The organism is Ruegeria sp. YTSA075, from assembly GCF_059610245.1.
This window is the reverse complement of the sequence record NZ_JBXWNG010000017.1, coordinates 14,625-40,315: the sequence shown is the minus strand read 5'-3', so window position 1 is coordinate 40,315 and position 25,691 is coordinate 14,625. Positions and strand designations below refer to the sequence as shown.

General features: G+C 56.2%; 33 protein-coding genes and 2 tRNA genes. 3 read left to right on the top strand and 32 right to left on the bottom strand.

The genetic code is table 11. The features are described from left to right. Window positions 1-226: 226 nt before the first annotated feature. The 6 genes from AC2FGE_RS19365 to AC2FGE_RS19340 form a co-directional block, all read right to left on the bottom strand. Window positions 227-301, bottom strand: a tRNA-Phe gene (locus AC2FGE_RS19365). A 79-nt stretch (window positions 302-380) separates the two neighbouring features. Next, window positions 381-563: a DNA gyrase inhibitor YacG gene (locus AC2FGE_RS19360; RefSeq protein ID WP_496820933.1), complete on the bottom strand. Its 183-nt coding sequence runs from the start codon at window positions 561-563 to the stop codon at window positions 381-383. Further along, window positions 560-1,582, bottom strand: a complete 1,023-nt coding sequence (locus AC2FGE_RS19355; protein ID WP_496820932.1) for a ribonuclease E/G — start codon at window positions 1,580-1,582, stop codon at window positions 560-562. The genes AC2FGE_RS19360 and AC2FGE_RS19355 overlap by 4 nt, the downstream gene beginning before the upstream one ends. Continuing rightward, complete coding sequence (locus tag AC2FGE_RS19350; protein ID WP_496820931.1) at window positions 1,579-2,157, bottom strand: Maf family protein; 579 nt, start codon at window positions 2,155-2,157, stop codon at window positions 1,579-1,581. The genes AC2FGE_RS19355 and AC2FGE_RS19350 overlap by 4 nt, the downstream gene beginning before the upstream one ends. A gap of 11 nt (window positions 2,158-2,168) precedes the next feature. Further along, window positions 2,169-2,387, bottom strand: coding sequence for a translation initiation factor IF-1 (infA, locus tag AC2FGE_RS19345; protein ID WP_005978431.1), 219 nt, complete (start codon window positions 2,385-2,387; stop codon window positions 2,169-2,171). Between the two features lie 90 nt (window positions 2,388-2,477). Next, window positions 2,478-3,353 carry a carbon-nitrogen hydrolase family protein gene (locus AC2FGE_RS19340; RefSeq protein WP_496820929.1) on the bottom strand — a complete coding sequence of 292 codons (876 nt, stop codon included), beginning with the start codon at window positions 3,351-3,353 and terminating at the stop codon, window positions 2,478-2,480. A 229-nt stretch (window positions 3,354-3,582) separates the two neighbouring features. Between AC2FGE_RS19340 and AC2FGE_RS19335 the strand changes: the two genes are divergently transcribed. Next, window positions 3,583-4,881, top strand: a complete 1,299-nt coding sequence (locus AC2FGE_RS19335) for an FAD-dependent oxidoreductase (protein ID WP_496820928.1) — start codon at window positions 3,583-3,585, stop codon at window positions 4,879-4,881. Between the two features lie 73 nt (window positions 4,882-4,954). On the opposite strand, the gene AC2FGE_RS19330 is transcribed toward AC2FGE_RS19335, so the two are convergent. The 9 genes from AC2FGE_RS19330 to AC2FGE_RS19290 form a co-directional block, all read right to left on the bottom strand. Then, window positions 4,955-5,548: a GNAT family N-acetyltransferase gene (locus AC2FGE_RS19330; protein WP_496820926.1), complete on the bottom strand. Its 594-nt coding sequence runs from the start codon at window positions 5,546-5,548 to the stop codon at window positions 4,955-4,957. Beyond that, window positions 5,541-5,939, bottom strand: coding sequence for a ketosteroid isomerase-related protein (locus tag AC2FGE_RS19325; protein ID WP_496820925.1), 399 nt, complete (start codon window positions 5,937-5,939; stop codon window positions 5,541-5,543). The genes AC2FGE_RS19330 and AC2FGE_RS19325 overlap by 8 nt, the downstream gene beginning before the upstream one ends. Before the next feature lie 3 nt (window positions 5,940-5,942). Further along, on the bottom strand, window positions 5,943-6,395 hold the full coding sequence (locus AC2FGE_RS19320; RefSeq protein WP_170536457.1) for an arsenate-mycothiol transferase ArsC: 453 nt from the start codon (window positions 6,393-6,395) through the stop codon (window positions 5,943-5,945). A 3-nt stretch (window positions 6,396-6,398) separates the two neighbouring features. Further along, window positions 6,399-6,878, bottom strand: coding sequence for a UPF0262 family protein (locus AC2FGE_RS19315; protein ID WP_496820924.1), 480 nt, complete (start codon window positions 6,876-6,878; stop codon window positions 6,399-6,401). Between the two features lie 99 nt (window positions 6,879-6,977). Further along, entirely contained in the window at window positions 6,978-8,279 is a 1,302-nt protein-coding gene (gene hisD / locus AC2FGE_RS19310) for a histidinol dehydrogenase (RefSeq protein ID WP_496820922.1), read from the bottom strand. 53 nt (window positions 8,280-8,332) lie between these two features. Next, a complete protein-coding gene (locus AC2FGE_RS19305; RefSeq protein ID WP_496820921.1) occupies window positions 8,333-8,806 on the bottom strand; it encodes a GNAT family N-acetyltransferase in 474 nt (157 codons plus the stop codon). 43 nt (window positions 8,807-8,849) lie between these two features. Then, a complete protein-coding gene (locus tag AC2FGE_RS19300) occupies window positions 8,850-9,326 on the bottom strand; it encodes a DUF2948 family protein (RefSeq protein WP_496820919.1) in 477 nt (158 codons plus the stop codon). Next, window positions 9,323-10,591 (bottom strand): UDP-N-acetylglucosamine 1-carboxyvinyltransferase, encoded by a 1,269-nt coding sequence (gene murA, locus AC2FGE_RS19295; protein WP_496820918.1) that lies wholly within the window; start codon window positions 10,589-10,591, stop codon window positions 9,323-9,325. The genes AC2FGE_RS19300 and murA overlap by 4 nt, the downstream gene beginning before the upstream one ends. Before the next feature lie 6 nt (window positions 10,592-10,597). Next, window positions 10,598-10,753 carry a hypothetical protein gene (locus AC2FGE_RS19290; protein WP_353010619.1) on the bottom strand — a complete coding sequence of 52 codons (156 nt, stop codon included), beginning with the start codon at window positions 10,751-10,753 and terminating at the stop codon, window positions 10,598-10,600. Between the two features lie 83 nt (window positions 10,754-10,836). On the opposite strand from AC2FGE_RS19290, the gene AC2FGE_RS19285 reads away from it, so the two are divergent. Beyond that, window positions 10,837-10,911, top strand: a tRNA-Thr gene (locus tag AC2FGE_RS19285). A gap of 1,124 nt (window positions 10,912-12,035) precedes the next feature. On the opposite strand, the gene AC2FGE_RS19280 is transcribed toward AC2FGE_RS19285, so the two are convergent. From AC2FGE_RS19280 to AC2FGE_RS19250, 7 genes are all read right to left on the bottom strand, one after another. Next, on the bottom strand, window positions 12,036-13,187 hold the full coding sequence (locus tag AC2FGE_RS19280; protein ID WP_496820917.1) for a hypothetical protein: 1,152 nt from the start codon (window positions 13,185-13,187) through the stop codon (window positions 12,036-12,038). Window positions 13,188-13,190: 3 nt separating this feature from the next. Beyond that, window positions 13,191-13,469 carry a hypothetical protein gene (locus AC2FGE_RS19275; protein WP_496820916.1) on the bottom strand — a complete coding sequence of 93 codons (279 nt, stop codon included), beginning with the start codon at window positions 13,467-13,469 and terminating at the stop codon, window positions 13,191-13,193. 54 nt (window positions 13,470-13,523) lie between these two features. Then, window positions 13,524-13,736, bottom strand: a complete 213-nt coding sequence (locus tag AC2FGE_RS19270) for a hypothetical protein (protein WP_496820915.1) — start codon at window positions 13,734-13,736, stop codon at window positions 13,524-13,526. Continuing rightward, entirely contained in the window at window positions 13,736-13,999 is a 264-nt protein-coding gene (locus AC2FGE_RS19265) for a hypothetical protein (protein WP_496820914.1), read from the bottom strand. Before AC2FGE_RS19265 ends, AC2FGE_RS19270 begins: the two co-directional genes overlap by 1 nt. Window positions 14,000-14,132: 133 nt before the next feature. After that, complete coding sequence (locus tag AC2FGE_RS19260) at window positions 14,133-14,807, bottom strand: NlpC/P60 family protein (RefSeq protein ID WP_496820913.1); 675 nt, start codon at window positions 14,805-14,807, stop codon at window positions 14,133-14,135. A gap of 4 nt (window positions 14,808-14,811) precedes the next feature. Further along, complete coding sequence (locus AC2FGE_RS19255) at window positions 14,812-15,012, bottom strand: hypothetical protein (protein WP_496820912.1); 201 nt, start codon at window positions 15,010-15,012, stop codon at window positions 14,812-14,814. Continuing rightward, a complete protein-coding gene (locus AC2FGE_RS19250) occupies window positions 15,012-16,238 on the bottom strand; it encodes a hypothetical protein (protein ID WP_496820911.1) in 1,227 nt (408 codons plus the stop codon). Before AC2FGE_RS19250 ends, AC2FGE_RS19255 begins: the two co-directional genes overlap by 1 nt. A 13-nt stretch (window positions 16,239-16,251) precedes the next feature. Here AC2FGE_RS19250 and AC2FGE_RS19245 point away from each other — a divergent pair, with 13 nt between their 5' ends. Next, window positions 16,252-16,614, top strand: coding sequence for a hypothetical protein (locus AC2FGE_RS19245; protein WP_496820910.1), 363 nt, complete (start codon window positions 16,252-16,254; stop codon window positions 16,612-16,614). On the opposite strand, the gene AC2FGE_RS19240 is transcribed toward AC2FGE_RS19245, so the two are convergent. The 10 genes from AC2FGE_RS19240 to AC2FGE_RS19195 form a co-directional block, all read right to left on the bottom strand. Then, window positions 16,611-18,497: a hypothetical protein gene (locus tag AC2FGE_RS19240; RefSeq protein ID WP_496820909.1), complete on the bottom strand. Its 1,887-nt coding sequence runs from the start codon at window positions 18,495-18,497 to the stop codon at window positions 16,611-16,613. The genes AC2FGE_RS19245 and AC2FGE_RS19240 overlap by 4 nt on opposite strands. A gap of 171 nt (window positions 18,498-18,668) precedes the next feature. Then, window positions 18,669-19,796 (bottom strand): hypothetical protein, encoded by a 1,128-nt coding sequence (locus tag AC2FGE_RS19235; RefSeq protein ID WP_496820908.1) that lies wholly within the window; start codon window positions 19,794-19,796, stop codon window positions 18,669-18,671. 8 nt (window positions 19,797-19,804) lie between these two features. Further along, complete coding sequence (locus AC2FGE_RS19230; protein WP_496820907.1) at window positions 19,805-20,386, bottom strand: hypothetical protein; 582 nt, start codon at window positions 20,384-20,386, stop codon at window positions 19,805-19,807. Further along, window positions 20,386-21,297 (bottom strand): hypothetical protein, encoded by a 912-nt coding sequence (locus AC2FGE_RS19225; protein ID WP_496820906.1) that lies wholly within the window; start codon window positions 21,295-21,297, stop codon window positions 20,386-20,388. Before AC2FGE_RS19225 ends, AC2FGE_RS19230 begins: the two co-directional genes overlap by 1 nt. Next, window positions 21,297-21,704, bottom strand: coding sequence for a hypothetical protein (locus AC2FGE_RS19220; RefSeq protein WP_496820905.1), 408 nt, complete (start codon window positions 21,702-21,704; stop codon window positions 21,297-21,299). Before AC2FGE_RS19220 ends, AC2FGE_RS19225 begins: the two co-directional genes overlap by 1 nt. Next, on the bottom strand, window positions 21,701-21,841 hold the full coding sequence (locus tag AC2FGE_RS19215) for a hypothetical protein (protein ID WP_496820904.1): 141 nt from the start codon (window positions 21,839-21,841) through the stop codon (window positions 21,701-21,703). Before AC2FGE_RS19215 ends, AC2FGE_RS19220 begins: the two co-directional genes overlap by 4 nt. Then, window positions 21,838-23,205: a packaged DNA stabilization protein gene (locus AC2FGE_RS19210; protein WP_496820903.1), complete on the bottom strand. Its 1,368-nt coding sequence runs from the start codon at window positions 23,203-23,205 to the stop codon at window positions 21,838-21,840. Before AC2FGE_RS19210 ends, AC2FGE_RS19215 begins: the two co-directional genes overlap by 4 nt. Beyond that, window positions 23,205-23,594, bottom strand: a complete 390-nt coding sequence (locus AC2FGE_RS19205) for a hypothetical protein (RefSeq protein WP_496820902.1) — start codon at window positions 23,592-23,594, stop codon at window positions 23,205-23,207. The genes AC2FGE_RS19210 and AC2FGE_RS19205 overlap by 1 nt, the downstream gene beginning before the upstream one ends. Before the next feature lie 135 nt (window positions 23,595-23,729). Continuing rightward, the gene (locus tag AC2FGE_RS19200; protein WP_496820901.1) at window positions 23,730-24,821 is read right to left on the bottom strand and encodes a phage capsid family protein; all 1,092 of its coding nucleotides are present in this window, start codon (window positions 24,819-24,821) and stop codon (window positions 23,730-23,732) included. A gap of 53 nt (window positions 24,822-24,874) precedes the next feature. Further along, window positions 24,875-25,642, bottom strand: coding sequence for a hypothetical protein (locus AC2FGE_RS19195; RefSeq protein WP_496820900.1), 768 nt, complete (start codon window positions 25,640-25,642; stop codon window positions 24,875-24,877). Between the last annotated feature and the right edge of the window lie 49 nt (window positions 25,643-25,691).

Genomic DNA, 25,691 nt, shown 5'->3' with positions numbered 1-25,691 from the left:
GTACCGATAAAAGGCAACCGCATAGGGAGCGAGACCCTGATCGGTGAGCCCACGGCTAAAGTAGGGTACAAGGCCAATATGGGAAGAAGAATATGAGCGACGCGCTCAGAAAGCGAAACTGTCAAACCCACAAGAAAAACTGTCAAACCCACAAGAAAAACTGTCAAACCCAGGCAAGGATAACCAGCCGCATGACTAGAAAACTAATATTTTTCATATGTTTAAATGGTGCCCGGGGGCGGAATCGAACCACCGACACGAGGATTTTCAATCCACTGCTCTACCCCTGAGCTACCCGGGCACGGGTACGGCGCTTGCCGTTGGGTGGAGGCGTTCTATGACTTGCGTCAGGGACTGTCCAGAGGCTTTTTTACATTTTTTCAGTGTGGTCGCTGCCCGATCTCGTCTTGGCCCGGATCGTCCGTATCAACATCCTCTTCCCGTTGCGATGGCACGGCATAGGAGCCGTTCAGCCATTTGGCAAGATCGATATCTGCACAGCGCTTTGAACAGAATGGGCGAAACTTGACGACCGTGTCTTCCCCGCAGATTGGACAGCTCATTTCAGAACCTCTTTCAAGGGGATACGCCCACGTTTGCGTTGCAACTCGAAATGGCCCAACGGCGTCCAGCCAGCCAGTGTTGTTTCCACCGGGTCATGCCGGAAAGCGGTGCGCAGGACTTGTTCAAAACCCCGACGATCTTTTTTGGGCATTGGGGCAAGGTCCAGCGTTATCTGTCCACCCAGACCCCGTACTCGCAATGCGCGGGCCAACTGTTTGGCGCAGGCAAAGTTTGCCTTCGTGCCAGCCGCCAGCGATGTGTCCGCACCCGTATTGACGTCTACCGCGACCAAAGCCCGTGTCGGTTCGATAAAAAGGTAACCTCCGCCTGCTAACGGCTCCTGAATGCCCCGCGCGAGGTCGAGCGCATCGAGAACGCCGTGGGTTTCAAAGCCTCCGGGTTCGGTGAAAACGTCCGCCGGGTCGGTCCAATCCCGCCAAGCCAGCACATGGGGGCTGTCCCCTTCGCTGAGAGTTTCGGGGGCAGTGCCCGGATCATCCAGAATCTGCTCAGCCTGCGCCAGCATCGCGTTAATGTCCTCAACGATCTCCTCTGCCTGCGCCCCAGCACAACAGGAACGCAGGATCAGGCCGTAAGGGCTGTCACCCATTTCCCCATGGGCGATTTCCAGCAGCCGGTCCCGCTCGTCTTCATCGCGAATGCTGCGCGAGATGTTCAAGCCCGGCGCATCCGGTGTGACAATCGCATATCGGCTTTTGAACAAAACCCGATCGGTAACCGGAAGCGCCTTGCCTTCTTCCGCATATCCCGTGACCTGAGCCAGCAGCAAAGCGCCCGGGGCCAGCCCTTTTGCCTGTCGTAGAAAAGCAGGGCCATCGGGGGTCGTCAGGAACATACCACCCTGCCCTTTGACAGGGCGATCCGCTCTGGCCCGGTAGATCGTACCGGGTGGTGGGACATCCCCTGCGATCAGAAAGTCATCCAGCTTACCATCCACCATCAAGGCCGCAGCTTCGCGGCCTTCGATATGGTCCAGAACAATCGTGCGACCCTTCATGGCGTTCCTCGATAAAGCGGATATCCGATAGCTTGCAACATGCCCGACGTCTCTGCCAGAGGCAGGCCGACGATGCCGGTGAACGAGCCGGAAATCCACGGGATGAATGCACCTGCAGGCCCCTGAATGGCATACGCGCCAGCTTTGCCTTGCCAATCGCCGGTCTCAAGATAGGCGTTGACCTCGACATCTGACAGTCGTTTCAGGCAAACCTGCGAAACCACGTCGCGCTGCAGAATGCGATCCCCGCGCCGTACTGCAACTGACGTGACCACACGGTGGCGTCGACCGGACAGGGCATATAAAAACGCCGCCGCCTCGCCGGCGTCCTCGGGCTTGCCCAAGATGCGGCGGCCCAAAGCAACGGTGGTATCCGCGCACAGCACGATATCATCATCGCCCGCCTCAACAGCGTTGACCTTTTCCCGAGCGATGCGATTGCAATAGGGAACGGGCAACTCCCCCTTATGCGGCGCTTCATCGATATCCGGGGGCCGGACAGCATCGGGCTGCACGCCAAGCTGCGCCAGCAGGTCCAGCCGCCTTGGGCTGCCCGATCCAAGAATAAACGCCATTGGGGAAGGCGTTACTTGAAGCGATAGTTGATCCGACCCTTGGTCAGATCATAAGGGGTCATCTCGACCTGTACCTTGTCGCCGGCCAGAACACGGATGCGGTTCTTGCGCATCTTGCCTGCCGTGTGTGCGATGATCTCATGGCCGTTTTCCAGCTCGACCCGAAACGTCGCATTAGGCAGGAGTTCCTTCACGACACCGGGAAATTCGAGCGTATCTTCCTTGGCCATGTTGTCTCCACATTTAAGTTGCACTCGCAGAATCTGCGAGGATGTGCGCTTAAATGAGCCTATTTTGGCCTTATTTCAAGGCCAGAATCACTAAAGCGCAGAGATTGTGACAGTTTCGACTCTTGCGCCTTGCTCGTCCCAATGCGTGCGATTCAAGACATGCCCGTCAGCGCGGACATTGGCAATTGCGGTCAGATCAATGTCGGCATAAGTCCAGCTCGGCTGGTTCAACGCACCCTCTGCCAAAACACCAGTCTGTGGGAAACCCTTGTCAGGAGGGCCGAAGACACCTCCTGTACCTGTGTTCATATCCACTGCTTCGGACCAGTCGTTGCTGCCGACCAGTGAGGACATCACGGTCACGCACTGGTTTTCCAACGCGCGCGACATCGCTCCGATGCGAACCCGCCAATAGCCAGAAAGCGCCTCGGTACAGGATGGGACCAGGATGATATCCGCTTCGTTCAGGGCGCGACCCAGCAAAGGAAACTCACTGTCATAGCAGATCAGAATGCCGATCTTGCCAAGCGCGGTATCGAATAGTTTGAGCGGTCCACCAGGGGCGATGTCCCAGTCTTCGCGCTCAAAGCGGGTCATGATTTGCTTGTCCTGATGATCCTGCCGACCGTTTGGCGCATAAAGAACCGCGCGATTCACGGGGCGGCCCGCATCACTCCAAACCGGAGCTGATGCGCCCAGTATATACGTATTGTACGCCTGAGAGAGACGTTGATGCAGGGCTTGCACATCTTGCATCCGGTCCGAGACCGCCTGGATTGACCGTTCAAGATCACCGGCCACGTCCGCGCCATCCAAGGTGGATAGTTCCATCGCCCCATATTCTGGAAAAACCAGAAGTTCTGCGCCCTGCCCTGCGGCCTCCGATATCCAGCGGTCCAGCTTATCCTCGTATTGCGCCCAGCTATCGAGCCATTCAAGGTTATAGGCGGCGGTCGCGACTTTCATTTCAAATTTCCCCGAATTAGTTTGGCAGAACCCTAAATGAGGAGGTTGCTTACTGTACAGATCATCTGTTTTGCCCGCTGTGCGGCATCTGCAAAAGCTTTCAATCGGAAAAGCCCGGGCTTTCCGGACACGCGACGCATTTCACCCGGCTGCCGTCGCATACCAAGTTGACGTAGTCAGCTTGCGTAACAAGTGTTCCTGAGCAGGTTCAGCCAAGGAAGTCCGCAAAATGAATGCAAAACAAGAGCTTACAGATGTTCTCGTCATTGGTGGCGGAACCGCTGGCTTTGGGGCAGCCGTCGCTGCAGGGCGTCAAGGGCTGCGGGTTACCCTCTTGGAAGCCACCACCAAGATCGGTGGCGTCATGGCATTTTGTCCCGGCATGCCTTGGGGTGGCGGTTATCCGATGGATCAAATCATCGGCGGCCTGATCGAAGAATTGACCTGTCGCCTTGTGGAAATGGACCCACCGGCCGCCGAAAAACGCGCATGTACCTTGGAAAACTTCGGCCCTGAAATTGTGTATGACCACGACCTGGCGACCCTCACCATGTTTGAGATGCTTGAAGAGGCGGGTGTACAAATCAGGCTGGGTGCCATTGCCATTAAACCCAATATGGAAGGTGACAGAATAACCTCGGTCGAGTGCTGCGATAGAAACGGACCCTTCACGGTCAACACAAAGATTGCAATCGACTGCTCGGGCGATGGCGACATATCGGCCAAGGCGGGCGTGCCGTTCGATCTGGGCGATGCATCGGGCAACATGATGGCGGTGACGATTTCCTTCTTCATGATGGGCGTCGACTGGGCCCGCGTCTTTGCTGATCCTGACCCTTATTTTCGGAAATACGCCGAACGTGGCGTTGCCGAAGGTCGACTGCATCCCGATCTTGCCAAGCTGTACCTGATGCGCGGTTTCCATGAGGGATCGGTATTCTGCAATTCAGTACATGTGCGCGACGTCGATGGCACCGATCCGGTCGCGGTCGGAGCCGCTACACAAGAGGGGCGCAGGCGTTGCCATCAGCTTGCTCAATTCTTGCAAAGCGATGTGCCGGGGTTTGAGAGCGCTCATATGTCAATGCTATCCCCTACTGTCGGTGTGCGCGAGACACGCAAACTGCACGGTGTCTACCGCCTTAAGGGCGAAGACCTTGCGCGAGCGACCAAGTTCAATGATGGGATCGTTGCCTGTGACAACCCGATTGATGACGTGATGCGCGCCGAAGGGGATATGACGCATGATGCCGCGATCATGGCTGGCGAATACTACACGATCCCGTTCCGGTCTTTGATCCCCGCAAAGATCAGCAACCTGATGTTTGCCGGAAGAATTCTGTCTGCAGATCCATCAGCCTTTGCCTCGGTACGCGGCATGCCCCAGTGCATTGCCATGGGGCAGGCAACGGGGACTGCCGCAGCGATTGCGGTGCGCGATGGGATCGCCGTTCAGGAGGTCCCCAACGATCTCCTTACAAAGTCGCTCACCGAACAGGGTATCAACCGGCTGGCCCACAGCGCCTAGGTGCCGGTTTTTTCTGGTTCGCAAACTTTGGCCCGGGTTTTCCGGGTGGCTCTTTGCCGGATCAACAGAAGGGTTAAAAATCCCGCATCCAGAACTGCAGCGGCTTCAGCGTTTCGCCCTCTTGCCCGATATCCTTCCAAGAAAACTGCGCGATGACGCCCGGAACAGGTACGTATCCTCGTGCATACCAGAAAGCATCCAGCGGTCGATAATGCACCGGTTGCATGGGGTGATCTGCCGGGCGTTGAACCCCACAAAAGGCGGATTTGGTGAAAGCCAGGCCACGGGCGTGGGCTTCGCGCAAGTCAAAGAACTTATGGCCGACGCCCTGCCCGCGATAGTCCGCGAGAAGCACAGATTCCGCGCAATAAAAGATCTGCGACAGGTCCAGCCCCGTCCCCTCGAAGGCCGCCGCAAAATCGCCGGCGTGGTCCTCAAGTGGCGCACCGGTCGAAGCCCCGATCAGACGATCACCATCAAACGCGCCAACTACGATAGCCTTGGCGCTATCGCGGTATGACTGCAGATACGACCGCTCGTACTCCAAATCGCCGTCATACAGATAAGGCCATGCCCGAAATACCTCGATCCGCAGACACGCCACATCGTCCAAAGCAGCCTCCAGCGCTGCTCCGGTCAGGGCGCGAACCGCAGTGACCTTAGCCATTCGAAACCTGTTTGGTCCAATCTGCGAGGTTATAGAACGTGGTCACTCGGGTGATTTTCCCGTCTTTCAGATCAAAGAACGACCCGGCGGGCAGGCGGTAGGTCTGACCATGAGCATCCGGCAACCCCTCGTCAGTTTCCAGATAAGTGCCATTGACGATGAACTCCGCCGCCGCTCGGGTGCCGCCTTCAGCCTCGAACACCACGATGTCGGTCAGGTTTTCCTTGTAGCAGCGATTCATATGGGCGCAGAAGGCAGCAAACTTTTCTTTTCCCACACGGATTTGGCCTTCGTTCACGTGATGGGCCACATCATCGGACAGGCAAGTCAGCATGCCATCGACATCACCGGCGTTGAACGCTTCAAAATAGGTTTTGACGGTCTGGTTCATGGGTCACTCCGTAGGTTCGCCCCAGCGGTCCTTCAGATGTTTGATGATCTGGTCGCGGGTCTGTCGGTAGTGGTGTAGCTTGGTTTCGCGCGTCTCACCCATCCCGGTAGGGTCCATTATTGGCCAATAATCGACATCCAGATGAAAAACCCGCGTCAGTTCCAGCGCTTTGCGCTGGCTTGCGGGCGACAGCGCGACAATCAGATCAAATGAACTGAGGTCATCACCCCACTCCTGCATCTCATCAAATGAACGCGAGCGATGGCGCGATAGCTCAACATCGATCTCATGGCAAACCGAGATGCAGAACCCGTCGATTTCCAGATCATTGTAGACCCCAGCGGATTGCACGTATGTGCCGGTGCCATAAAATTTCTTCATGATGCCTTCGGCCATCGGAGACCGAACCGAGTTGTGGTCGCAACAGAACAGGACCGACTGCGGCAGAGGCTTCACGCGTTACCCCCCGAAATGCAGCACGCAGATCAGCGTGAACAGGCGTCGGGCGGTATCGGTGTCCACATCGGCCTTACCCTCAAGCCGTTCCTGCAAGACGCGGCTGCCTTCGTTGTGGATGCCCCGGCGCGCCATGTCGATGGTTTCGATCTGGCTGGGTGGCAAGGTCTTCACCGCGTTGAAATAGCTTTCGCAAATCTGAAAATAGTCTTTGACCACCTGTCGAAAGGGCCCAAGCGACAAATGGAATTCGGCTGCTTTCTCGCTGCTTTCAGTGGCTATATCAAAAACCAACCGCTTATCGCGGATCGACAATTGCAGATGGTAAGGCCCATCTGGAACTGTACGGTCATCGCGCGCGGGCAACGCAAAGCTGTTGTCTTCCAGCAGATCGTAGATGGCAACCTTGCGCTCCTGCTCGATCTCTGGGGTCGGCGGGGGCAGGTTACGGTCATCCAGTTCGATATGCGAAATGCGGGTCATCTTTACGGTCACAATCCTTGTCGTCTGCCCAGACCTATAACAAGCCTTATCGTTCGGCAACGCATCGAAGCTATGCTTTCAATGCGCCTTTGCGTCACCTCATCCATTCAATCGGTTCAGACGCGCGCTGACAGATAGCCCATGCGCCTCAAGGCTTTCCGATTGGGCAAGCTGTTCAGCCGCCGGGCCGATGGCGCGCAAGGCTGCGGGCGTCATCTGGCTGAGCGTGGTGCGTTTGAGAAAGTCCATCACGCTCAGGCCCGACGAGAACCGCGCTGAGCGTGCTGTGGGCAGAACATGGTTGGGCCCACCAACATAGTCGCCAATGGCTTCGGGCGTGTATTGCCCCAGAAAAATTGCGCCGGCATGGATGGTCTTTTCACTCAATGCCGCTGGGTCTGTCACGCAAAGCTCAAGGTGTTCCGGCGCAATGCGGTTTGACAGGGCCGCAGCCTCATTCAAATCGCGTACGGTAATGACAGCCCCAAAATCCCGCCAACTGGCCCCCGCGATCTCACGCCGCTGCAAGGTTTCCAGTCGTTTTTTAACCGCCTGAGCGACGGCCTGACCAAAGGCGGCATCATCCGTGATCAGGATCGACTGAGCGCTTTCGTCATGTTCCGCCTGGCTGAGCAGATCGAGGGCGATCCAGTCCGGATCGTTGTCCTTATCTGCGATCACCAAAATCTCTGAAGGTCCCGCAATCATATCGATGCCAACCTTGCCGAACACGCGCCGTTTGGCCGCTGCAACAAAGGCGTTGCCTGGGCCCGTGACCTTATCCACCGCTGCTATGGTCTGTGTCCCGTAGGCCAGCGCGGCGATGGCCTGGGCCCCACCGATCCGGTAGATTTCATCGACACCGGACAATTGCGCAGCCAGCAGGACAAGCGGATTGACCTGCCCATCTGGCGTGGGCACCGTGATCGCCAACCGCTCCACACCGGCCACCTTGGCCGGAATCGCGTTCATCAGCACGGATGACGGGTAAGATGCCAAACCACCGGGTACATATAGCCCGGCCGCGGAAACCGCGGACCAACGCCAACCCAGCGTTGCACCGCTTTCATCCGTCCAGCTTTGATCCACCGGCATCTGCCTTTCGTGATAGGCCCGTATACGCGCAGCAGCCAGTTCCAATGCAGTTCGATCTACGGCAGAAACCTGTTCTACCGCATGCGCGATCTCAGCAGTGCTGAACGCCATCGTATCTGGGGTCAAGTTCAACCGATCGAACTTAGCCGTCAGTTCAATGACCGCTGCATCACCACGCGCCCGCACATCATTGATGATTTCGGCCACTACAGCGTCCACATCGGGGCTGTCTTCGCGTTTGGCCGACAGCAGAGTTTGAAAGGCGGCTTCAAACTCGGGCGATGTGGTATCGAGGAATACGGGCATGATCTGGCACTCCGAAACGTTCCAAGTGGACATATCGTCGGGGCCAGCAGGTCTCAACCCTTCTTGGCGGGGTGCAACGATTTGCGCATGGGGAATTGGGTCATCCCATGCCATTCTTCAGGCTCGCCAGCCTGCGCCCAGCCATATCGCAGATAAAACGCGCGGGCGGTATGCGTGGCCTCCAAGGATGCCTGAACGCACCCCTGATCTTCCAGTTCCTGCTCCAACCGCGCGAGCAAAGCGCGCCCAATGCCGCGCCGGATGTAATCCGGATCGACATAAAGAAGAGAAATCTTGGTCCCGATCCGAACACCACCAACAGCCGCGATCTGCCCAGCCAGTTCCGCCACCCAAAGCTCGGACCCGGATTGTATCCAGCCCCGAATGCTCTGCGGGTCTTTGTTGGCCGTCCAGAGCGACAGAAGCTGCGGGTCTTTTCCGTGGTCCGCATCGCACAGGTGAGTAATTGATCGGATCAACACCCGGCTCATCCGGAACACGTCGAACACGGTCGCACGGCGCAGCACCAGTTTTTGGGCGGGGTTCGTGAAGGCCTGCGATATGCCGCGTTTATTCTGGATGGTGCGGAGCCTGACCAGAGGGCGCCTGATAAGGACGCGTTACGTCTTTGAGCGTGGCGTCAACCGCCTCAACTTTCAGCCGGATTGCGCCATCCCCCGCCAATGTCAGCAGGATCAGCCCGGACCCATCCTCTCCGGGCTCAAAATCAACGGACAGCAGCGACAAAATCATATCTTTGTCATTGCGATCGATGCCCTGGCTGGAAACGGACAGCACTGAATCAAAAACAAGTACAGACTGAACACGCTCGAACGGGCGGTCGCGGCGGGTGGCTGCGTCCTTATCTTCCCAGCGGAATCGGTTCAGCAAAAGCCCGAAACGCCGTTGCGACGGCTGCCATGTTATTTCGGTCACCGGGAACACGGCGTCTTGCGACAGGGTTGAGATGACCTGCAGATCATCCGCATCCTCGGCCCCCAGGTTCAGCGGGGCCTCGCGCCCGTCTTCGAAACTTGCGTCAGTCATTCGCCCTTGATCCGTTCGATTTTGGCACCCACACCTTCCAGCTTGCGCACCACATGTTCATAGCCACGATCCAGATGGTAGACACGGCTTACCGTGGTCTCACCCTCGGCGGCAAGCCCTGCCAGGATCAGCGAAACCGATGCGCGCAGGTCTGTCGCCATAACGGGCGCGCCCTTCAAACGCTCAACGCCCGTCACGGTCGCCGTTCCACCATGCACTTCAATCTGAGCCCCCATGCGGACCAGTTCGGGCGCATGCATAAAGCGGTTCTCGAAGATACGTTCTTCCAGCACCGAGGTTCCGTCGGCAGTGCACATCAGCGCCATCATCTGTGCCTGAAGGTCCGTCGGGAAGCCCGGGAAGGGTTCGGTAACCACATCCACGGCCGTTACGCGCCCGTTCTTACGCGCAACTTTCAGACCCTTATCTGTTTCTTCAACGCTTACACCCGCCGCGTCCAGTTTGGCCGCGAATGATTCGACCAGCGACATACGCCCGCCCAGCAATTCAACCTCGCCACCACAGATGGCCGGGGCCAGCATATATGTACCCAGTTCGATCCGGTCAGTCACAACCTGATGGGTCGCACCGTGCAACCGATCTACGCCCTGAATTTCGATGGTCGACGTCCCCTCACCCGCAATCTGCGCGCCCATTTTGCGCAGGCATTCGACCAGATCGACAATCTCGGGCTCGCGCGCTGCGTTCTTCAGAACAGTGGTGCCTTTGGCCAGTGTTGCCGCCATGACGATGTTCTCGGTCGCCCCGACCGAGGCAAAGCGCATCTCATGCACCGCGCCTTTCAGCCCGCCCGGGGCCTTGGCGTGTAAATAGCCGTCTTTCAGCTCAATCTCAGCGCCCAGCGCCTCAAGCCCTTCGATATGCAGATCCATAGGGCGCGCACCAATCGCGCATCCGCCCGGCAGGGACACAACCGCTTGTCCAAACCGCGCCAAAAGCGGGCCCAGCACCAGATTGGACGCGCGCATCTTGCGCACGATGTCATAGTCGGCTGTCTGGCTGGTCAGGCTGTGGCTCGACATCGCGATCACCTGCCCGTCCTGCAACGAAGACACCTCGGCCCCCAGTGATTGCAGAAGGGCGGTCATGGTCTTTATATCGCTCAGCCGCGGCGCATTGGTCAGCGTCAGCGGTTCTTCGCTGAGAAGCGTGGCCGGCATCAGCGTCAGACACGCATTTTTCGCCCCCGCGATCGGGATTTGCCCATTCAGCGGGCCGTTGCCCGTTACCAGAATCGAATCCATCTGCTCTTATCCCTCGTCTTTGTCGGCTTTGTTTCCGGAAGCGGCCCGCGCCTTAGCCTGCGCCTTACGCCGCGCCATGTTTGCCTTTAGCGCAGCCTTCAGGCGTTCTTCACGCGCATTCCCGGATTTGCCGTGATTTTTTTGTGCATTTTTCTCTGCCATGGTCTTTCTCTACAGGAGGCGAAAAAAACCGTCCAGATACCCTTGCGCCGCGTTTCGTTTGAGTCTAATCACCCGCCCACGATGCTGCTGTAGCTCAGAGGTAGAGCACTCCCTTGGTAAGGGAGAGGTCGAGAGTTCAATTCTCTCCAGCAGCACCAGATTTTCCTTATATATCAATAGCCCTTAGACTAGTTCAACATTTCGCATTCCGCAGAACGCCGCAAGAACATGCGTATCGATGCGGCAAGAAATTGGCAATGTTTGTTCACGAGGCGTTCACGATTCTATAGTGACGATATGCTAAACACCCAGATTCTACCCATCCCGATAGCCGACTATGGCGACGAGTATTCGATATACGTCTGCTGTGATGACTTCCGGTGTGTGCATGGGAAATCGTTCAGACCGTCTGAGCTGCTAGACCGCTTGGGGGCAGATGCTACGTTTCACACCATCCTCAGTAAGGCGGTGTGTTCCAGATGCGGACGCAGGCCAACCAAGGTTAGCACGTCTTGGATTTCACCGGACCAGCGGGGCTATGAGGTATAGGGTGGGGTTCTATGGCTCAGGGTTGTGGAACCTTTCAAATTAGCCATTCCATGGAAGAATTGCACTATCTGAACTTGAAAAAGTGTTGCGATTCCTGCGCTTGGCAGATAGGATACTGCCATGTTCACGAAGCGATCATACAGTCTCTAACTCACAAGGTGAGTAAACCAGCCGGGGGCTGGAGGCGACTGCTAATCGTTCTGTTCTTTCTCTTAGAATGTGGATCGAGACCACTGCTCACCGCCAAGGGTAGTTAACCTGTTGGGAACAGGAACCGCTTTGAAAGCGAATTGACGAGCAATCGTTGGGGATCGTGCCCTCAGCTACCCGCCAAGGTAAGTTATCCGGGAAGGTCCCGGCGTTCGTTGGAAGCGAAATGGCACCGAAAGGTGTGGGGTTCGATACCTCAGCTTACCGCCACGGAAGGTGATATCGCGCGGTCGCGGTCACTGTTTCGAAAACAGCGGGTTCCGACAGGAATGGGGTTCAACTCCTCCGCCTTCCGCCATACCCCTAAAACGCAAAAAAGAACGCCCCAGCCGAAGCCGGGGCAAGTTACGAGGGGTTGGTTATTGGGGGTATCGAAGCCAGTCGTTAATCTCGTGAATAAGCTGGTGCGCCACTTCTTTTGTTAGCTGAATAGACACCACGCTTTCAGATTGGCCGTTGTAGACTTTCAGTTCGCCGTCATGGACCTTGATGGTGCCCGTTGTGGTTCTTGTTGTCCTGAAGTTCATGCTGCGACTTTCACCCTCCCGATTTCGCCTTTGGATTTGTGGTACGTCACGGCCTGTAGCTGAGCGCGAGCACAGTAAGCGTGACTCTGTGCGTAGGCGTCCCGAGACGTCAGGGCGCGCAACTGTTCCCATTGCACCCCGCCTATATCGGCGCTCTTGTGGTGGTGAAGGTGGCCAGTCCACAGAAAACGATGCTTTGTCTTACCCCACATCTCCGGGTATTCGTCAGCCAGGAACAGAACCATCCGCTCGGCCTTGCCCTTGTCCCCGTGGTGAGCGCAAATCATGTTGACGCCAAACTTGTGCGCAAAGAACTCACCCGGCTCTTTCTGAACCTCTACGCGCGGCTCATTTCTGAAATGCTCAGCCAGAGCGAACAGAATGGCCATGTATGAGGTCATGTTGTGGTTGCCGGGAAGAATGCGGACAATCACTCGCTTGTGCTTTTTCAGCGCCAATTTTGTGGCTGAGACAAGAGCCGAGATTGTCACGTCCAATGTTCGGAAGTGTCGGGTATCGACATCCAGTACGTGCTTAGAGCGAGGCGTCTGGTTTGTCTGGTCGTCTGCATGCGTCAGATCCCCGACATCAAGGATAACCGCTGTCTCAGAAGGTGGAGACGCCTCAACCGCTTGTCCTAGCCACGACACAAGCCGCTTTGTGGCTGTGTTGGTGTCATAGTCCCCACCCGTTTCCTCACCCCATGCCAACATACCGATATGGGCGTCTGCGATAGGGTACAGGGTGAGAAGGTCTTTGGCTTTGTACGGCGGTTCAGGGGTTGGCGTAGTCGCAGGCAAACCCTCAAATGCCGCTCTAATATCATCAAGCAGTGTCTCACTTTCGAAAACCCTGCGTGTCTTTACCCACTGACTTGTGATTTCCCCGCCTGAGTCAACGAGAACAGAAACACCCTTGATTTCGTGTCCCGTAGGGACAGCGAACTTTCCGTCTCGCTGGTAGCTTGTATCGCCATAGCCAATGTTGGCGACAGCGTCTTCATAGCAGTCAAACTGGCTGACCCAATTGACGGCTTTGTGGTAATGGGCGTTGACGCCGCTGTAGGCCCTGTTAAGTGCCCGTGCGGCTGCCCTTATGCTGCCGTGCTCTTGAACGGCGTCATAAACCTCTTTTTGGAATGGGGTCATTGATTATACGTTCGGACTCAACGCAACGCGCTTGAAATCAACGCCAGAGTCAAAAACGCAGGTGATATCACCACGGGTGCCGGTGACGGTCCATGACCCTGTTTCAATGTTGCCCCACATCTGCACAACAGTACCGTCAGGGCGCTTGCCCTCTGCAACGACTCCCTCACCATACTTCTGTGTGAGTTCGGAAGTGACTTGCTCCGATGGGTAGCACTTGGGCTGCGCATAAGCGGGACATGCCAAAAGTACCGCCAGAGCGGATGATGCGATAAGTTTCATGGAAGTTTCCCCTTCGGGTTGGGCCAGCGTTTTGCCAGTGCGGGCCAGAGCTGGTTAAGGCTTGAGAGTGAGGTTGTTCTTTGCCTTAAAGCGGCCAATCGCAGCCCAAATAAGGCCAGCCACACTAACAAGCTGCAAAACAAGGTCGTTCAGTTCTGAGGCGTCCTGATCTGTGAAGTCAAAGCCAAACAGCAAGGCAAGCTGTGGCAGCGCCGCAATAATCAGACCCCAAATGGTCTTGGACTTCGCAAAGAACTTATCTTCCATTAACCCAACTCCAGCAGGTCGCAGGTAAATTCGATAGCCTCAAACTCATCAGGCGCGAACACTGGGCCAAGGCGGCAAGCACTGCTCAGAACCGCGCGCTGCGCGTCGGTCAGTTCGGGTGCGGCCAGTTCGCCGTCAGACAGTTCATCTGCAAGGAATACAGCCTCAGCCATCAAGGCTTCACGCTGAGGGGCGGTCAGGTCGCCGGAACATGCAGACACAAAAAAAGCCGCTCCAATGGCGGCGGGAAGTGCGAGTTTCATTGTGATTTTCCTTTGGTTGTTGAATTGACTCATAGGTCGCCGCTAAAGGCTTTTTCTTTGTTGAGGCCCCACGTCTGCCCGGACCTGACCCCGGTCAGGTATTCATCTAACCACGCCCGAAATCTGCCCATGGCTAAGCTTCATTGGTGGTTGTGGGGATGCCATTGGGTGTCAGGTGGACCGGCGAGCCCGTAATCTCCTGGCCAATGGGCCAGCGGGACGTGATAAGCCGGGTTTTTGCGATTCTGGAAACGGTGACAGCGTTTGACTGGTTGCCGCCCAAAACGTGAAAGTGGGCTTTGTCTTCACCGTAGTAGAACCCAACATGCCCCTTCCATCCGTGGGGAGAGCCCCGCCAGAACACGAGGCAGGCACCAAGAACAGGGTGTGTCGGCTTCCCAAACTCACGCCAGTTTCGCGCGCCTAAGGGATTATCAGGAATTTCAATATTGCTGTCCCACTTGCGATAGCAGGTTGCGACAAATGCCCCACACCAAGCGATTTCACGCGGGTCTATCCATGATACAGACTTGTCGAACCACTTTCGAAGGGTTGCAACGTTCCGCTGTTCGTGAAGCCCCTTTACGTTCATAGCCTCAGACATCCACGGGATACTGGTCTTGTCCGGGGCTGGCTCAAGTGCTTTCAGAGTTAGGGGGCCAATGAATGGGCGGGCACGAAAGCCAATGGAGCGCTTAAACTCAACCACAGCCGCATCGGTCAAAGGACCGCGCACACCATCTACCGGCCCCGGATTGAACCCAAGGGCACGCAGCCGGGTTTGTACCCAGCGATAGTCAACTGTCATGAAATTAGTCCTTGTTGCGAAGGGCTTTTTCTATACCGTCCAGCTTCTTGATGATTTCACGCTGCTGCTCTTTGTGAACGGCAGCCATGGCTTGGAGTACGGCAATATCCGTCGCATGCTTGCTTTGCTTGTTATGCAAAAGCCCGAGCCACGCGAGAGCGGGAAACACCACGAAATTAAGGAAGTCAGCCAACCAGGAGGGCATTACGTTCTCACCCCCCGAATGCGGTATTTCAGATCCTTGATGTTGTTGCCTGAGACGGCAACCAGACGTAGGAGCGTTCGGGTCGCTGTGGTTTCCTCGGCGCCACCATAGTCGACTTTCTGACGCGCGGGGGTCGTGTTGGTTGAATAGCTCGTGCCGTTGTAGGCGAAGAGTCCGGAGGTATTGAAGCCTCTGAGGGTTGCACCCCCGGACTGGGCAAAGCCGCCTGCCGAATTGCTCGCGCCCGTAAGTAGCAAATAGGTCGCGGCACCTTCAACCACGCTCAATACACCCGCTGTACTAGCTATAGATGTCTGGACGTAGGTTGTTTGCCAAGTAGGAGACCCTAAGGTGCCCGTGCCAACTTGGAAGCCTAGAGCGTCCCCATCGGTAACCGGGACAAACCCGAAGGTGTCAATTTCGACCCTTTCGAAGTATGTCGGGATTTCGACGGCAACCTCAGTGACTGAACCGCCTGAAATCTCACCTTCGGCAATGATGTCAGTGATTTCGGCATCATCAATTTGAAACAGCGTAACGAAAAAGGTTGTCCCGTCAGTTATGATGCGCGCGCCCTGCCCCTGCCGGATTGTCTCGACATTGAAGCCCTCGGCAAAACTGTCCAAGAGCGTTACGTCACCGCCGCGCGCCATGATGTAAACTGAAAATCCATTTCCCAGCGAAACAGCGGGCTGAAATGATGCCTGTAGAGCTGTGGAGCAGTTAAATGTCGTCCCTATGTCGCTGCCGGTAATATTGAATGCGCCCGCTTTCTCAACAACAGGCTTAGTAGTCGACAAGTTCAATATGGCATCCTGAACGTTTGTTGCCGGGTTTCCGGTCGACGGTTCAATGCTGATGTTTGCCGCTGTAGTCGCGCTGGATGTCATCGGACAAGGGTCTAAGGGGGACCAGTCAATATCCACGTCGCTTGCATCGGTGATGACGATTTTGACGCCATGGTCCCCGGCATGCCAAATCGGAGGGAAGTTCCCGCCAGCATCTGACACAAGGGGGTTCGGGTGCGCCGTGGTTAGCCCATTGTCGGTATAAATGGTTTCCGCCGTGGTTGTCCCCTCAATAAACGCAGTCAGCTTTGCGCCGCTGATAGGGTCCCCGTTCGCGTCCAGGACGGCGCGGGGCAGGATTAACTGCTCTGCCATGATTTTCTCTCGTGATGGTTGAGTTTTTTGTCGGCAGGCGTCATCTTGAATTGAGTTCATCAATTCAGAGGACTTTATGAAACGCCTTATTTTCGCTTGTTTTGTTCTGCTTGCGGGCTGCGCTACCGCTGTTTTGGAAAGCTATGTCGGCAAATCTATAACCGAACCCATTTTAGACTATGGTCCGCCTGTGAACGCAGTTGACTTGCCGGACGGACGCAGAGCCTTTCAGTGGTCTGTAAACAGCACTGGAGTTATTCCGGTTACGTCCACCAACTCAGCAACCGTTTGGGGCGGCGGCACTTCCGCCTTAGTAACGGGGACAACAACGAACTATATTCCGACGTCCAGCCAGTGTGTTTACACCCTTTATGCTAGACCGCAGGATGATGATTGGATTGTTACCGGATATCGTGAACCAAATTTCAACTGCCTTTAGGGCGCTACCATCGCTTCGGGTGGAGCATTCTCATTGTCGAACGGAATTACTGAGGCGGCGTCTGCCGCTGCGAGGCGCAGAATCGTCTGTGCATCCTGAGCAACGGGCGAACCGCCTTTAGCGATAGCCCGCATAGCTTTGTAGTCGCCTCGCGCGGCCCGGTTTGCAGCCGTAAGGAAGCGTTGAGAAGTCATAGCCCTTGCTGATAGGTTTGCGGCCCCAACAGCCGCCGCAGTGGCCCCTACGTCCACTCCAGCCCCGAACACAATGGCAAGCCATGTCTCTACCGTTCCGGTGTTCGAGAAATTGCGTTCAGCATTAGCCTTCTTGACGCCCTCAGAGACCTTAGCCAGCTTGTCTAGCTGATTGCGGGCTTTCGGGTCTAGAAGAATGGACTTAGCCTCTCCGCTCATCTTGTTCCATTCGGTTAGGAATTTGCTGGGCGAAAACACGTCACCCGCCGCGCTTTGCTGTCCTGCTGGGGCTTTCCCCAGACGGTCAACAATACTCGCTGAAACAGTATCCCAATCCTCTTTGGGCATTGACTTCTTAATGGTCCGCATGCGTCGGACATCGGAAGTTGCTCGGTCTGCCTTAGTCATATTTACAAAGGCTTCGAATGCGCGCTCTGGGCTGTCTGCTTTGATTGTCTTGTCTAGCGCGCCCTGAATACGTTCTGCACCTTTCTTGTAATGCGTGTTTGCGCGCTTCCACGCTGCCTCTGCCTGTGGTCCAGCTTGTTTAGCCGCTGCCTCCATATCTGCGGTCAATTGGCCGTACATCTGGCGAAGCTGCGCCTTATCCAAGCCTTCCAGGGGTCCCGAATTACTGCCAATTGCGCGCCCAATGCTGGAACGCAAGTCCTTCATCGCTTTCCATGAAAGACCGTCCTGCATATCGCCAGCAAGGCTGGCAAACTTATTCAAACCGAGTTGGCGCATCATGTCCGGCTTATCGGCGAACTCTGAGGTTAGCTCAGTTATCAGGTTCAGTGTGTTGGGCGCATCGACTCGCATATCCCTTGGAATGAAGCCGTCCACTCGGTCATACATTTTACGTGAAGTCGCCTCGAACCGCTCAACGAACTTGCCGACGCCGCCTTGAAGTGCTTCACCCGCCCCGGCTGCATCTTGAGCCTGACCAATCCCACGCCGAATCTGGTTAAACGCGCCCTCAACGTCATCAACAAAACGGGCCGCGTCGCGCTCTAATACTTTCCCAACGCCAGGAACTTTTTCCAGCGCTGCGGCCATTTGCCCATGGGTTTTCCCGGTCGCGCCAAGACTTGGGGTTATGTTCAGGTCATCTGCCGCGCGGGCAATCTCTTGACGCGGTGTCGGAGGCTTGCTCAATTCCTGTGCAGCGCGGTTGACCCTGCCAGCGGCGCGAGCGCCACCAGTAACACCCGCTAATTCTGGCGCGGCCACTTCACCCATCATCATCAAATCGCGGGCAAGCTTTTTCTCGTTGGTTGGGCTGCCGCCTAGAGTTTCGCCGACCAGTCCTGCACCAAAAGCGTAGGTTGTTCCAGCCGCTGACAGAGCTGTTTTACCTGCCGCAAGCACGCGCTCTCCCAAACTATTGTCTGGGTCCATAGTTTCGCCTGCGTAGTGCTTTGTAGCCGCCGCAGGGGCTCTTGTCGCGGCGCGGATCGTATCGCCAAACCGGTCAACACGTGGTGTGGCAACATTCTGAGAAGAATCGTAGGCGCTAGGGGCCAGGTCGCCTGTGCCTGCTATGTCTTGACTGTTGTCAATCGGGGAAGGTGAAGTTCCCCCACCCATCAATGACTGAGCCATTAGGACGAGTTGCCGAGCGCCATCTGTATCTCCGGCACTCTCGGCTCTTTCCGCCGCGCTCATCAGTTCTTGAAAGTTGGCCATACTGCCCCCATTCTCAGGGTATGATTTTCAAATGGACGCCGCACAAAACGGCAATCTGCATTGCCCTTGCCCTTCTGGGCGCTTGGTGCGGGATAGCGATTTACACAATGGGCGCTGATTGGTGGATACCAAGCGTCTGGCCAATAGCCTTTGTCGCATATGTGGTGTTCATTATCCTCCGCTGGGAGCGGAATACTTTTCGAACAGAAGGCGCTGCCGGTCGTTCTGAAACTGGTATTGAGGCGCAGAATCTTGACCGCCCGCCTCGGTAGCTCCGCCACTCTTCCTAGACATTCCCAAAACGAGCAATTCGCGAAGTTCATTCAAGGCGGTGCGATAGTCCTCCGGGCTTTGCGCGGTATCGAGACGCCCAATCGCCTGCGTGGCTTTCTGCCCCTCAACCTCGGTAATTTGCCCACCACCCTTCAAGCTTTCGAATGCCTGCAAGAATGCCTGACCCTCGATTTGTTTGGCTCTCGCACCAAAACGCTTGGATCCCGTTCCGGGGATGTTTTGCGTCCACTCCAGCCAACCAGTTGCGAAATCAAGCGCCGGATCGTTCAGGATGCCGTCAATGCTTGATATCATGGCTGCCGGGCTGGTTGGGTTAGTCACATCGGTTTGGTCCGCGCTGCCCCCAATAGACACAATCGGATTTCCTGTCGTTGGGTCATAGACAACAGTCCCTTTGCCCTTCTTGGCCTGCGCATAGTCAATGCGGCTAAGCGGCTCCCTGCCAGCTTCGCGTTCTTCCTGGGCATACCGGCCATATTCATCGGCGGGCTTCTGCCCCCCTGTCACGCTCTGAACCGTTTTCAATGCATCTAAAGCATCCCCATACACAGCAGCTACTGCCGGGAACTGCTCAAGGCTCTGCAAAGGCTGCTCACCAACACTTTGAAGCAACTGATTAAGTCCATTCAAATCGCCAGATTGATAAAAGCCAATCGCACGGGTTACGCCCTGTTCAATCTTCGCCGCCTCTGCTGCCGCCTGCTCCTTGCTGAGCGATTCAGCGTAAGCCTGCATTTGCATTCTCATCGACTGTGAACGCTGGTTTTGCACTTGATGTTTCCCGCGAATATCCAGTGCCTGCCCCGGATCAATAGCGGCAAGAGCGTTAAGGGCGTTTTGATCCCCAGACAGGATGTTTGCCCCTTGTGTTTGATACAGATTGCGCAGCGCGTTCTGATTTTGGAATTCATTCTCCTGAGCGCGCACCGCCTGACCACGGGCCAGCGCCCCGAAAGCATCTACGGGCTGTGCGCCCAGTATTAATCCAGCATTCATGCGTGACATGTCTTACCTCAACCGAATGTGAGCTTTTGGCCGGGGCCACGAGCAACCATAAAGGCTGACGGGTCCATAGCGGCGATTTGGGGGCGCAGGGCATTGGCTGGCTGCTGCTGGGGGGCTTCTCCAGATAGGGCATTCTGCTGCTGCGGGGCGCTATACTCGCCCAACAGTGCCAGGGCGTTCTTGCGATGCCCGGCCATTTGCTGTGTGACTTTATCCCGAACATTTCCGGGTGCCCCGCCGTTGTTTGCGTCCGAAGCATTATAGCGCCCTACTCCGCCTGCGTTGATCGCTGAATAGACGTCCAAAAGCCCCATACCGGGACGCACCCCTGTGTCGCGCAGATAGTCAACAACAGCCCCGTCCGGGCCAAGCTGAGACCCGAGAGGATCGGACCAATCAACGCCATATTGACGGGCTTGCGGCTCACCGAACTGAATTAACCCGCGATGCTGACCCCATTGCGTTGTGGGTCCGGCTTGGTTCGGGTCGAATGTTCCGCCTGTCTCGTAACTGATAGCCGTGGCGAGGTCTAAGGGATCAATCCCCAGCGCATTGGCTGAGGAAATGATGCCTTCACGAAGCGCATTCATCAGAACACGGACCCAACCGCATTGCTAAATCCGTTCGAAATAGCGGCGGGGTTCAACGATTTATTTTGGTTCATGTAACCAAAGGCGCTGATGCCGTTGTTAATGATGCTATTGAAGGCATTAGCCTGCCCAATGTAGCCTGCGGCTTGGGCGTTTCCTCTGTTGGCGAGGGCATTCCCTGCACCAGACGCGAAGTTCGCCCCTGCATTTGCCATATTGCCCGCTGCTGCCTGTCCACCCGATGCGCCCGCTGACAACCAGTTCAGATGCTGATTGTGGTCTTGCTGGGCCAGTTCAGTGCCAAATTCTTGTTGGGCTTTCAGTGTGGCCCCGGAGAACAAGCCGCCCCGAGAGGCAGCACTTCCGTCAATGGCTTCGATGCCACCCGCTAGGGCGTTCTTGTAGGCCGTGGAGGCTTCATATCCGCCATACTCTTGGCCGCCGGCGGCATTCTCCGTTGCGTACTGCTCAGCAGCATCGCGCGAACCGAATGTCTGATCCCCGACACGGTATTCCGTTATTCTTTGGTCAGGTGCTCCACCCCCGAACCGCAGCCTGTTCCACTTGTCTAACGCTATCCTGTCACGTTCCCTGTCACCGGTCTTTTGGGGTTTGTCTGGAATTGTTCCGGGGATGACCCGCACATCTTCAATGATATCAAGCGGCGTGCCACCAAACACTGGACGGTCGCCGCCCAGAATCTCGTAGCGTAGAGCGTTGTGATAGTCCAAGCCCGAGTCATAGAACGGGGCAAATCGCTCAACGGTTTCGTTATAGATTTCCCGTTCGAGCGCAGTTTGTTCGTTTGCTGCCTGCTGCTGCGCTTTTGACGCCTTGCCCGATGCGCTTGCACTCGCAGCACCAGAAAGCGCCGCGCCGCCAAGGATGGCTGCGCCTGTACCAATAGCCATCAGATCACCTTCCTGTATGAAATCTCAACCGGGCCGTACTCAAGCCGCCTCAACAGCCCGTCCGCCCGTTCCAACGACGCCAGAGAGGTCATTCGAACCTCAGATGCGCCCTTTTGCTCTGCCCAGCCCTCAAAGGCTCTCAGCAGCTTCACGCCGCCTTTCTCTGCCCACCAAAACAACTCAACAGCCATAACCCATTCCGGGGCGCAGTAGGCGGGGGCTAAAACCCCCCCAATCATCCCGCGGTCACTCATGAAAATTACGGCATTCTCATTGGTGATGAGGTTTCGAACGAACTGTTCCGCCGCTTCTTCTTGATAGGGAAACGGCTGCTTCGCCTGGGCGTGGAACTTGGTCCCGTACTCGATGATACGGGGTAAATCTTCCAACACTGCGGGGCGGATCACGGCTCCAGAGCCTCTATTCTAGCCTCAAGCGCGTTGATGTAGGTCGCAAGCTTTGCCAGGAAGATAAGAAGCTCAATCGACGGCATTCCCGAGGGATCGGACACCTGTTGCGTGTTGTTAAACTCTGGCGCGCTCATGCGACTCTCAGCCTCGCATCGGAGAAAATCGGAACTTCGTAGCCGTGTGTGATGTCCAGTCGGGCTGTGAACTCACGGAACTGCCCAAGGGACCGAAACAACGTTCTGGTGCGATAGTCGCCAAGGCTGCCCAAGCTTAGGTTGCGCTGAGAACTCCAGGTCTTCCCCCGGTCGCCCGAATAGGCAAACATCAACTCAAGCGCATCATCGGGACCAACCCGGCCATAATCGGCATAGAACTCAAGTTCAGGGACACGAAAGCGCGCACTATCTTGTCGAAGCGTCCGAGATATGGCCCGGCGATACAGCGCCCCGCCCTTGTCTGTAGGCGTGTTGTCCAACCTTGAAACAGAGCCAAGTTCACCAACAACAATCCAGTCACCTGCGGTTGTCTTTGCTGCCCCCACGGCATCCCACGGGCCATGCCGGACGCCCTCGGAGCGTTCAAACCATTCGTTCGTGGAGAAATTGAAAACCCAAGCCGGTTTGTCTGAAAAACGAATGACGCACATCTTGTGGCCTTCGTGCTCAAAGTAGAAACAGTGCGTCGGGTTCTTTTCCCGAATATCCCTCGCAACAGGCTGAGTGCTGACAGGTTGCAATCCTGACCCTGTGGTCACATAGGCAATTCCATCACTGCCAACAAAGAACAGCCCGCCCCGTATTTTGGTGATGAGGTTGAAGGACTTTAGCCCCGTGGTAATCACCCCACCGGAAACACGAGCAAAGGCTGATGCCTCATCGCCCGCACCAGTTTCGTACCAAATTTCAATGCTGCGCTCTTTAAACACCCAAGCGTTGCCGTTTAAGGCGATAACGCGGATATTAAGATCCTCACCCGATTCAGTCGTGGCGAAACTCAGGCCGTCCAGTGTGCTAGGGTCAGCAACCGCAGACCACTGAATTCTACGCCCGCCTAGTTCAGTAAACACGAGCCGCTGCCCGATGGCCTCTACCGACCCAAAAGAATTGAATGCGCCAGAAGATGGTTCGACAATGGTCGCGCCATCCCAAAGATAATAGCCGCCACCCGCAACAACAGCGATTTTGCCAAGGTTGCCGGATATAGTCGTGTCCTCAAAGTCTGAGACAGAGCCTAGCTGAACAGGGACACCATCCTCACTTAGTCGGTTAAGTTTTCCACCCGACACCGTGTATGTATTTCGGTCGACCCATGCGATAGCGCGCTGGAATTGGTTTGCGGGCGAGTGAACAAGTGTCTGCCCCGGCACGGGTCGCAGAATGTAGCGCGTCAGGTCTGGTTCCGTGACGGGTTCACGATAGAGGTTCAGCAGGCGAGACGTGCCAGCGCCGGGCGCTGTCTGTGTCTGCGCTGATTGCCCGACGAACTCAACGGTGGGCATTAGTAGAACTGAGCCCGCTTATCGGCTTCAATCTCTGCCTCTGAGACTGTGCCATCCTCGTCCAGGTCGCGCCGGTCCTCTCTATCGTCAGAGATTAGCGCCGCCCGAAGCCGCCCCATCGCGTTCGCGTAGCTTGTTGGAGCTGGAACCGTGAAATGGTCCGCCACCTCGACCGCAAGTAAACGGGAAAGCGGTAGAAAGGCGTTGTCCGGTGTCTCATCCAAGGCCCATGTGATAGTGATCCCCTGCGTATTCTGAATTTCCTCAAAGAGAGTATCTAAAGAATCCCCGGTGTAAGCCTCGTCGTCAGCACTCGCGTTTGTGTCGCTTGCGATTACGTTTAGGTGCCGCAGGGCTTTTTGAATCACGTCCAGCCTTGTTTTTGGCATTGGCCCTCACTTCCTGCCAGTCAGGCAGGTTTTTCAGCTTGTTTCCGATGTCTTGAGAAACGACGGTTGTCTTGCCGGGAATGAAAACAGCCCCGCGAAACTGGCGGGGCTGCTCTCCTGTGTATTTAAGGCGCATTACGCGTCAGCGACTGCCGCGAAGTGGCCGGTCAGAACGCCGTGATCTTTGTCGTTGAAAACCATCTTCTCAACACCCAGACATTCCTCAATGCCGCGACCTGCTGCAAAGTTGTAGTCATCTTCCTTCTTGCGGGTCATCTTGGGCTCTTGACCCCAAGCAATACCCAGCGCCTGAGCGCCACAGAAGAAAACTTGCCCAACGTCGATGCTCGACGTGCCAACACCGCTCAGAACCGGCATTTCCGGGATTTCACGGATGATAACGCCGTCATAAACTAGGTCGCCATCCTGGAAGATGGGGTTCTTGGCTACGTCACGAGGACGCGCTTCACGGTTGGCCTGCTGCATCACCGAATCTTCCTTCAGGTCGCGGAACGGCAAAGAGCCAGCGAACAGAATGAAGTGCTCACGGCCCGCGCTTGCCGAGTGGCGAACCGGGCGAATGTGAGGATCAGCAGTTTTTGCCATCCGCTTCATCAGCGAGACCGACGCAGCAGTCAGCTTGTCGTTGGTCGCGTCAACGTTTGCAAGCGAACCCGAGTGGTCATAGGTTGCGCCGCCAGCCGGTGCGGTTGTTGACAGGTTGCCAACAGCGTTGCCGAACAGAACACGGTCGGTGTTGTCGTCAATCCATGCGTCTTTCTGGGCCTCGGTAGCCGAGCCATAAGCAACGCCCTGGATGGACTGGAACGCCGCAATGATGTCATCACGCAGCTTCTCAGCCGACCAGACTTTCAGCATGTCACCAGCAGCGCGCAACAGGTCCATTTCGGTCCAATGACGCTCAGGTTTCTTGATTTCTACAGCATTCCGACGCCAATCAACGGTAATCGGGAAGTTGTAGTTGTTCAGCGCTTCCTCGTTGCCAACGAGAGTGCTTGAGCCAGTGACGCCAGCGCCGGTCAGGCGGGTAATCAAGGGTAGGTTGACGGTTTTGCCGCCCGAGGTCAGCTCGTACTTGACGCAAATCGGCATATTGACCGATTTACCCATGTAGGGCTTGAAGCCGGAGTCACGCACGTATTCCGAGAAATACATGGACTCCCACTTGCTGACCTGGGAGGCCGTGGCGAGTGTGGTAGTAGCCATTATAAAGCTCCATCTAAGGGAAAAGGCGACGCCTCACGGCGGGCCAAGTTGAGTTAGGAGAACATCGTATCGAAGGTGTTCCCCGGCGTGGTCGTGTCCCGTCCCGTCGAAGGCGCTGTGGCCATGGACGGTGGCGGGGCTTTGGGTTTGGACGGCTGGGCGTTCGTCATTTCCGCCATAACTTCCTGGCGGATTTGTTCGCGCAGACTATCCTTGTAGGCGTCGGGGTTTTCTCCGACTTCTGTCAGGAACTTCTGCTTTTGATAGAACTCAACAGCCGCATGAAACGGCGATGGTTCATTTACGAACTGATGCGATAGCTGCGGGTTCTGGTCAAAGTAAGCAATAGCCTCGTTAACCACGTCGTTTCCGAACTCACGCGATGCAAAGAACTTGGATTGCTCCAAGCGCTGTGCTTGCATTTGTTGCTGGATCGTCTGCGCTTGATAGCTTGCAGCCGCTTGCGGGTCCATATCCCAGTCAGGGGCTTGTTTTTGCGCCTGCTGTGCTTGGATACGTGCCTGCATTTCGGCCAATTGCCGGGCGGCTTCTTCCGCTTTGCGCTCGGCTAACTGTCGCTTTTCCCGTTCGTCCAATAGAGCTGTAACGGGGATGGCTTGTGGTTTCTCTTCAACCTCGGCAACCGGCGGCGCTGCCTCTTCTTCGCCCGTGTCAGTGGCTTCCTCGACCACAGGGAGTTCAGGCTCTTCTGCCTTCACCTCTTGCGACTCTTCTGCCGTTGGCTCTTCCACCTCAACCTCGGGGGTCTCGGCTACTTCCTCTGACGTCTCGTCAAGAAATCCCAGCTTGTCATCACTCATTTTGCTCTCTCCAATATCGCTGTGAGACACGAAAACGCCCGAAAAATCC

What these genes read in the sequence shown, in the direction of transcription:
- AC2FGE_RS19360 (WP_496820933.1), bottom strand. Translation starts at nt 563, where the DNA reads ATGAGCTGTCCAATCTGCGGGGAAGACACGGTCGTCAAGTTTCGCCCA.
- AC2FGE_RS19355 (WP_496820932.1), bottom strand. Translation starts at nt 1,582, where the DNA reads ATGAAGGGTCGCACGATTGTTCTGGACCATATCGAAGGCCGCGAAGCT.
- AC2FGE_RS19350 (WP_496820931.1), bottom strand. Translation starts at nt 2,157, where the DNA reads ATGGCGTTTATTCTTGGATCGGGCAGCCCAAGGCGGCTGGACCTGCTG.
- infA (WP_005978431.1), bottom strand. Translation starts at nt 2,387, where the DNA reads ATGGCCAAGGAAGATACGCTCGAATTTCCCGGTGTCGTGAAGGAACTC.
- AC2FGE_RS19340 (WP_496820929.1), bottom strand. Translation starts at nt 3,353, where the DNA reads ATGAAAGTCGCGACCGCCGCCTATAACCTTGAATGGCTCGATAGCTGG.
- AC2FGE_RS19335 (WP_496820928.1), top strand. Translation starts at nt 3,583, where the DNA reads ATGAATGCAAAACAAGAGCTTACAGATGTTCTCGTCATTGGTGGCGGA.
- AC2FGE_RS19330 (WP_496820926.1), bottom strand. Translation starts at nt 5,548, where the DNA reads ATGGCTAAGGTCACTGCGGTTCGCGCCCTGACCGGAGCAGCGCTGGAG.
- AC2FGE_RS19325 (WP_496820925.1), bottom strand. Translation starts at nt 5,939, where the DNA reads ATGAACCAGACCGTCAAAACCTATTTTGAAGCGTTCAACGCCGGTGAT.
- AC2FGE_RS19315 (WP_496820924.1), bottom strand. Translation starts at nt 6,878, where the DNA reads ATGACCCGCATTTCGCATATCGAACTGGATGACCGTAACCTGCCCCCG.
- hisD (WP_496820922.1), bottom strand. Translation starts at nt 8,279, where the DNA reads ATGCCCGTATTCCTCGATACCACATCGCCCGAGTTTGAAGCCGCCTTT.
- AC2FGE_RS19300 (WP_496820919.1), bottom strand. Translation starts at nt 9,326, where the DNA reads ATGACTGACGCAAGTTTCGAAGACGGGCGCGAGGCCCCGCTGAACCTG.
- murA (WP_496820918.1), bottom strand. Translation starts at nt 10,591, where the DNA reads ATGGATTCGATTCTGGTAACGGGCAACGGCCCGCTGAATGGGCAAATC.
- AC2FGE_RS19290 (WP_353010619.1), bottom strand. Translation starts at nt 10,753, where the DNA reads ATGGCAGAGAAAAATGCACAAAAAAATCACGGCAAATCCGGGAATGCG.
- AC2FGE_RS19280 (WP_496820917.1), bottom strand. Translation starts at nt 13,187, where the DNA reads ATGACCCCATTCCAAAAAGAGGTTTATGACGCCGTTCAAGAGCACGGC.
- AC2FGE_RS19275 (WP_496820916.1), bottom strand. Translation starts at nt 13,469, where the DNA reads ATGAAACTTATCGCATCATCCGCTCTGGCGGTACTTTTGGCATGTCCC.
- AC2FGE_RS19270 (WP_496820915.1), bottom strand. Translation starts at nt 13,736, where the DNA reads ATGGAAGATAAGTTCTTTGCGAAGTCCAAGACCATTTGGGGTCTGATT.
- AC2FGE_RS19265 (WP_496820914.1), bottom strand. Translation starts at nt 13,999, where the DNA reads ATGAAACTCGCACTTCCCGCCGCCATTGGAGCGGCTTTTTTTGTGTCT.
- AC2FGE_RS19260 (WP_496820913.1), bottom strand. Translation starts at nt 14,807, where the DNA reads ATGACAGTTGACTATCGCTGGGTACAAACCCGGCTGCGTGCCCTTGGG.
- AC2FGE_RS19255 (WP_496820912.1), bottom strand. Translation starts at nt 15,012, where the DNA reads ATGCCCTCCTGGTTGGCTGACTTCCTTAATTTCGTGGTGTTTCCCGCT.
- AC2FGE_RS19245 (WP_496820910.1), top strand. Translation starts at nt 16,252, where the DNA reads ATGAAACGCCTTATTTTCGCTTGTTTTGTTCTGCTTGCGGGCTGCGCT.
- AC2FGE_RS19240 (WP_496820909.1), bottom strand. Translation starts at nt 18,497, where the DNA reads ATGGCCAACTTTCAAGAACTGATGAGCGCGGCGGAAAGAGCCGAGAGT.
- AC2FGE_RS19235 (WP_496820908.1), bottom strand. Translation starts at nt 19,796, where the DNA reads ATGTCACGCATGAATGCTGGATTAATACTGGGCGCACAGCCCGTAGAT.
- AC2FGE_RS19230 (WP_496820907.1), bottom strand. Translation starts at nt 20,386, where the DNA reads ATGAATGCGCTTCGTGAAGGCATCATTTCCTCAGCCAATGCGCTGGGG.
- AC2FGE_RS19225 (WP_496820906.1), bottom strand. Translation starts at nt 21,297, where the DNA reads ATGGCTATTGGTACAGGCGCAGCCATCCTTGGCGGCGCGGCGCTTTCT.
- AC2FGE_RS19215 (WP_496820904.1), bottom strand. Translation starts at nt 21,841, where the DNA reads ATGAGCGCGCCAGAGTTTAACAACACGCAACAGGTGTCCGATCCCTCG.
- AC2FGE_RS19210 (WP_496820903.1), bottom strand. Translation starts at nt 23,205, where the DNA reads ATGCCCACCGTTGAGTTCGTCGGGCAATCAGCGCAGACACAGACAGCG.
- AC2FGE_RS19205 (WP_496820902.1), bottom strand. Translation starts at nt 23,594, where the DNA reads ATGCCAAAAACAAGGCTGGACGTGATTCAAAAAGCCCTGCGGCACCTA.
- AC2FGE_RS19200 (WP_496820901.1), bottom strand. Translation starts at nt 24,821, where the DNA reads ATGGCTACTACCACACTCGCCACGGCCTCCCAGGTCAGCAAGTGGGAG.
- AC2FGE_RS19195 (WP_496820900.1), bottom strand. Translation starts at nt 25,642, where the DNA reads ATGAGTGATGACAAGCTGGGATTTCTTGACGAGACGTCAGAGGAAGTA.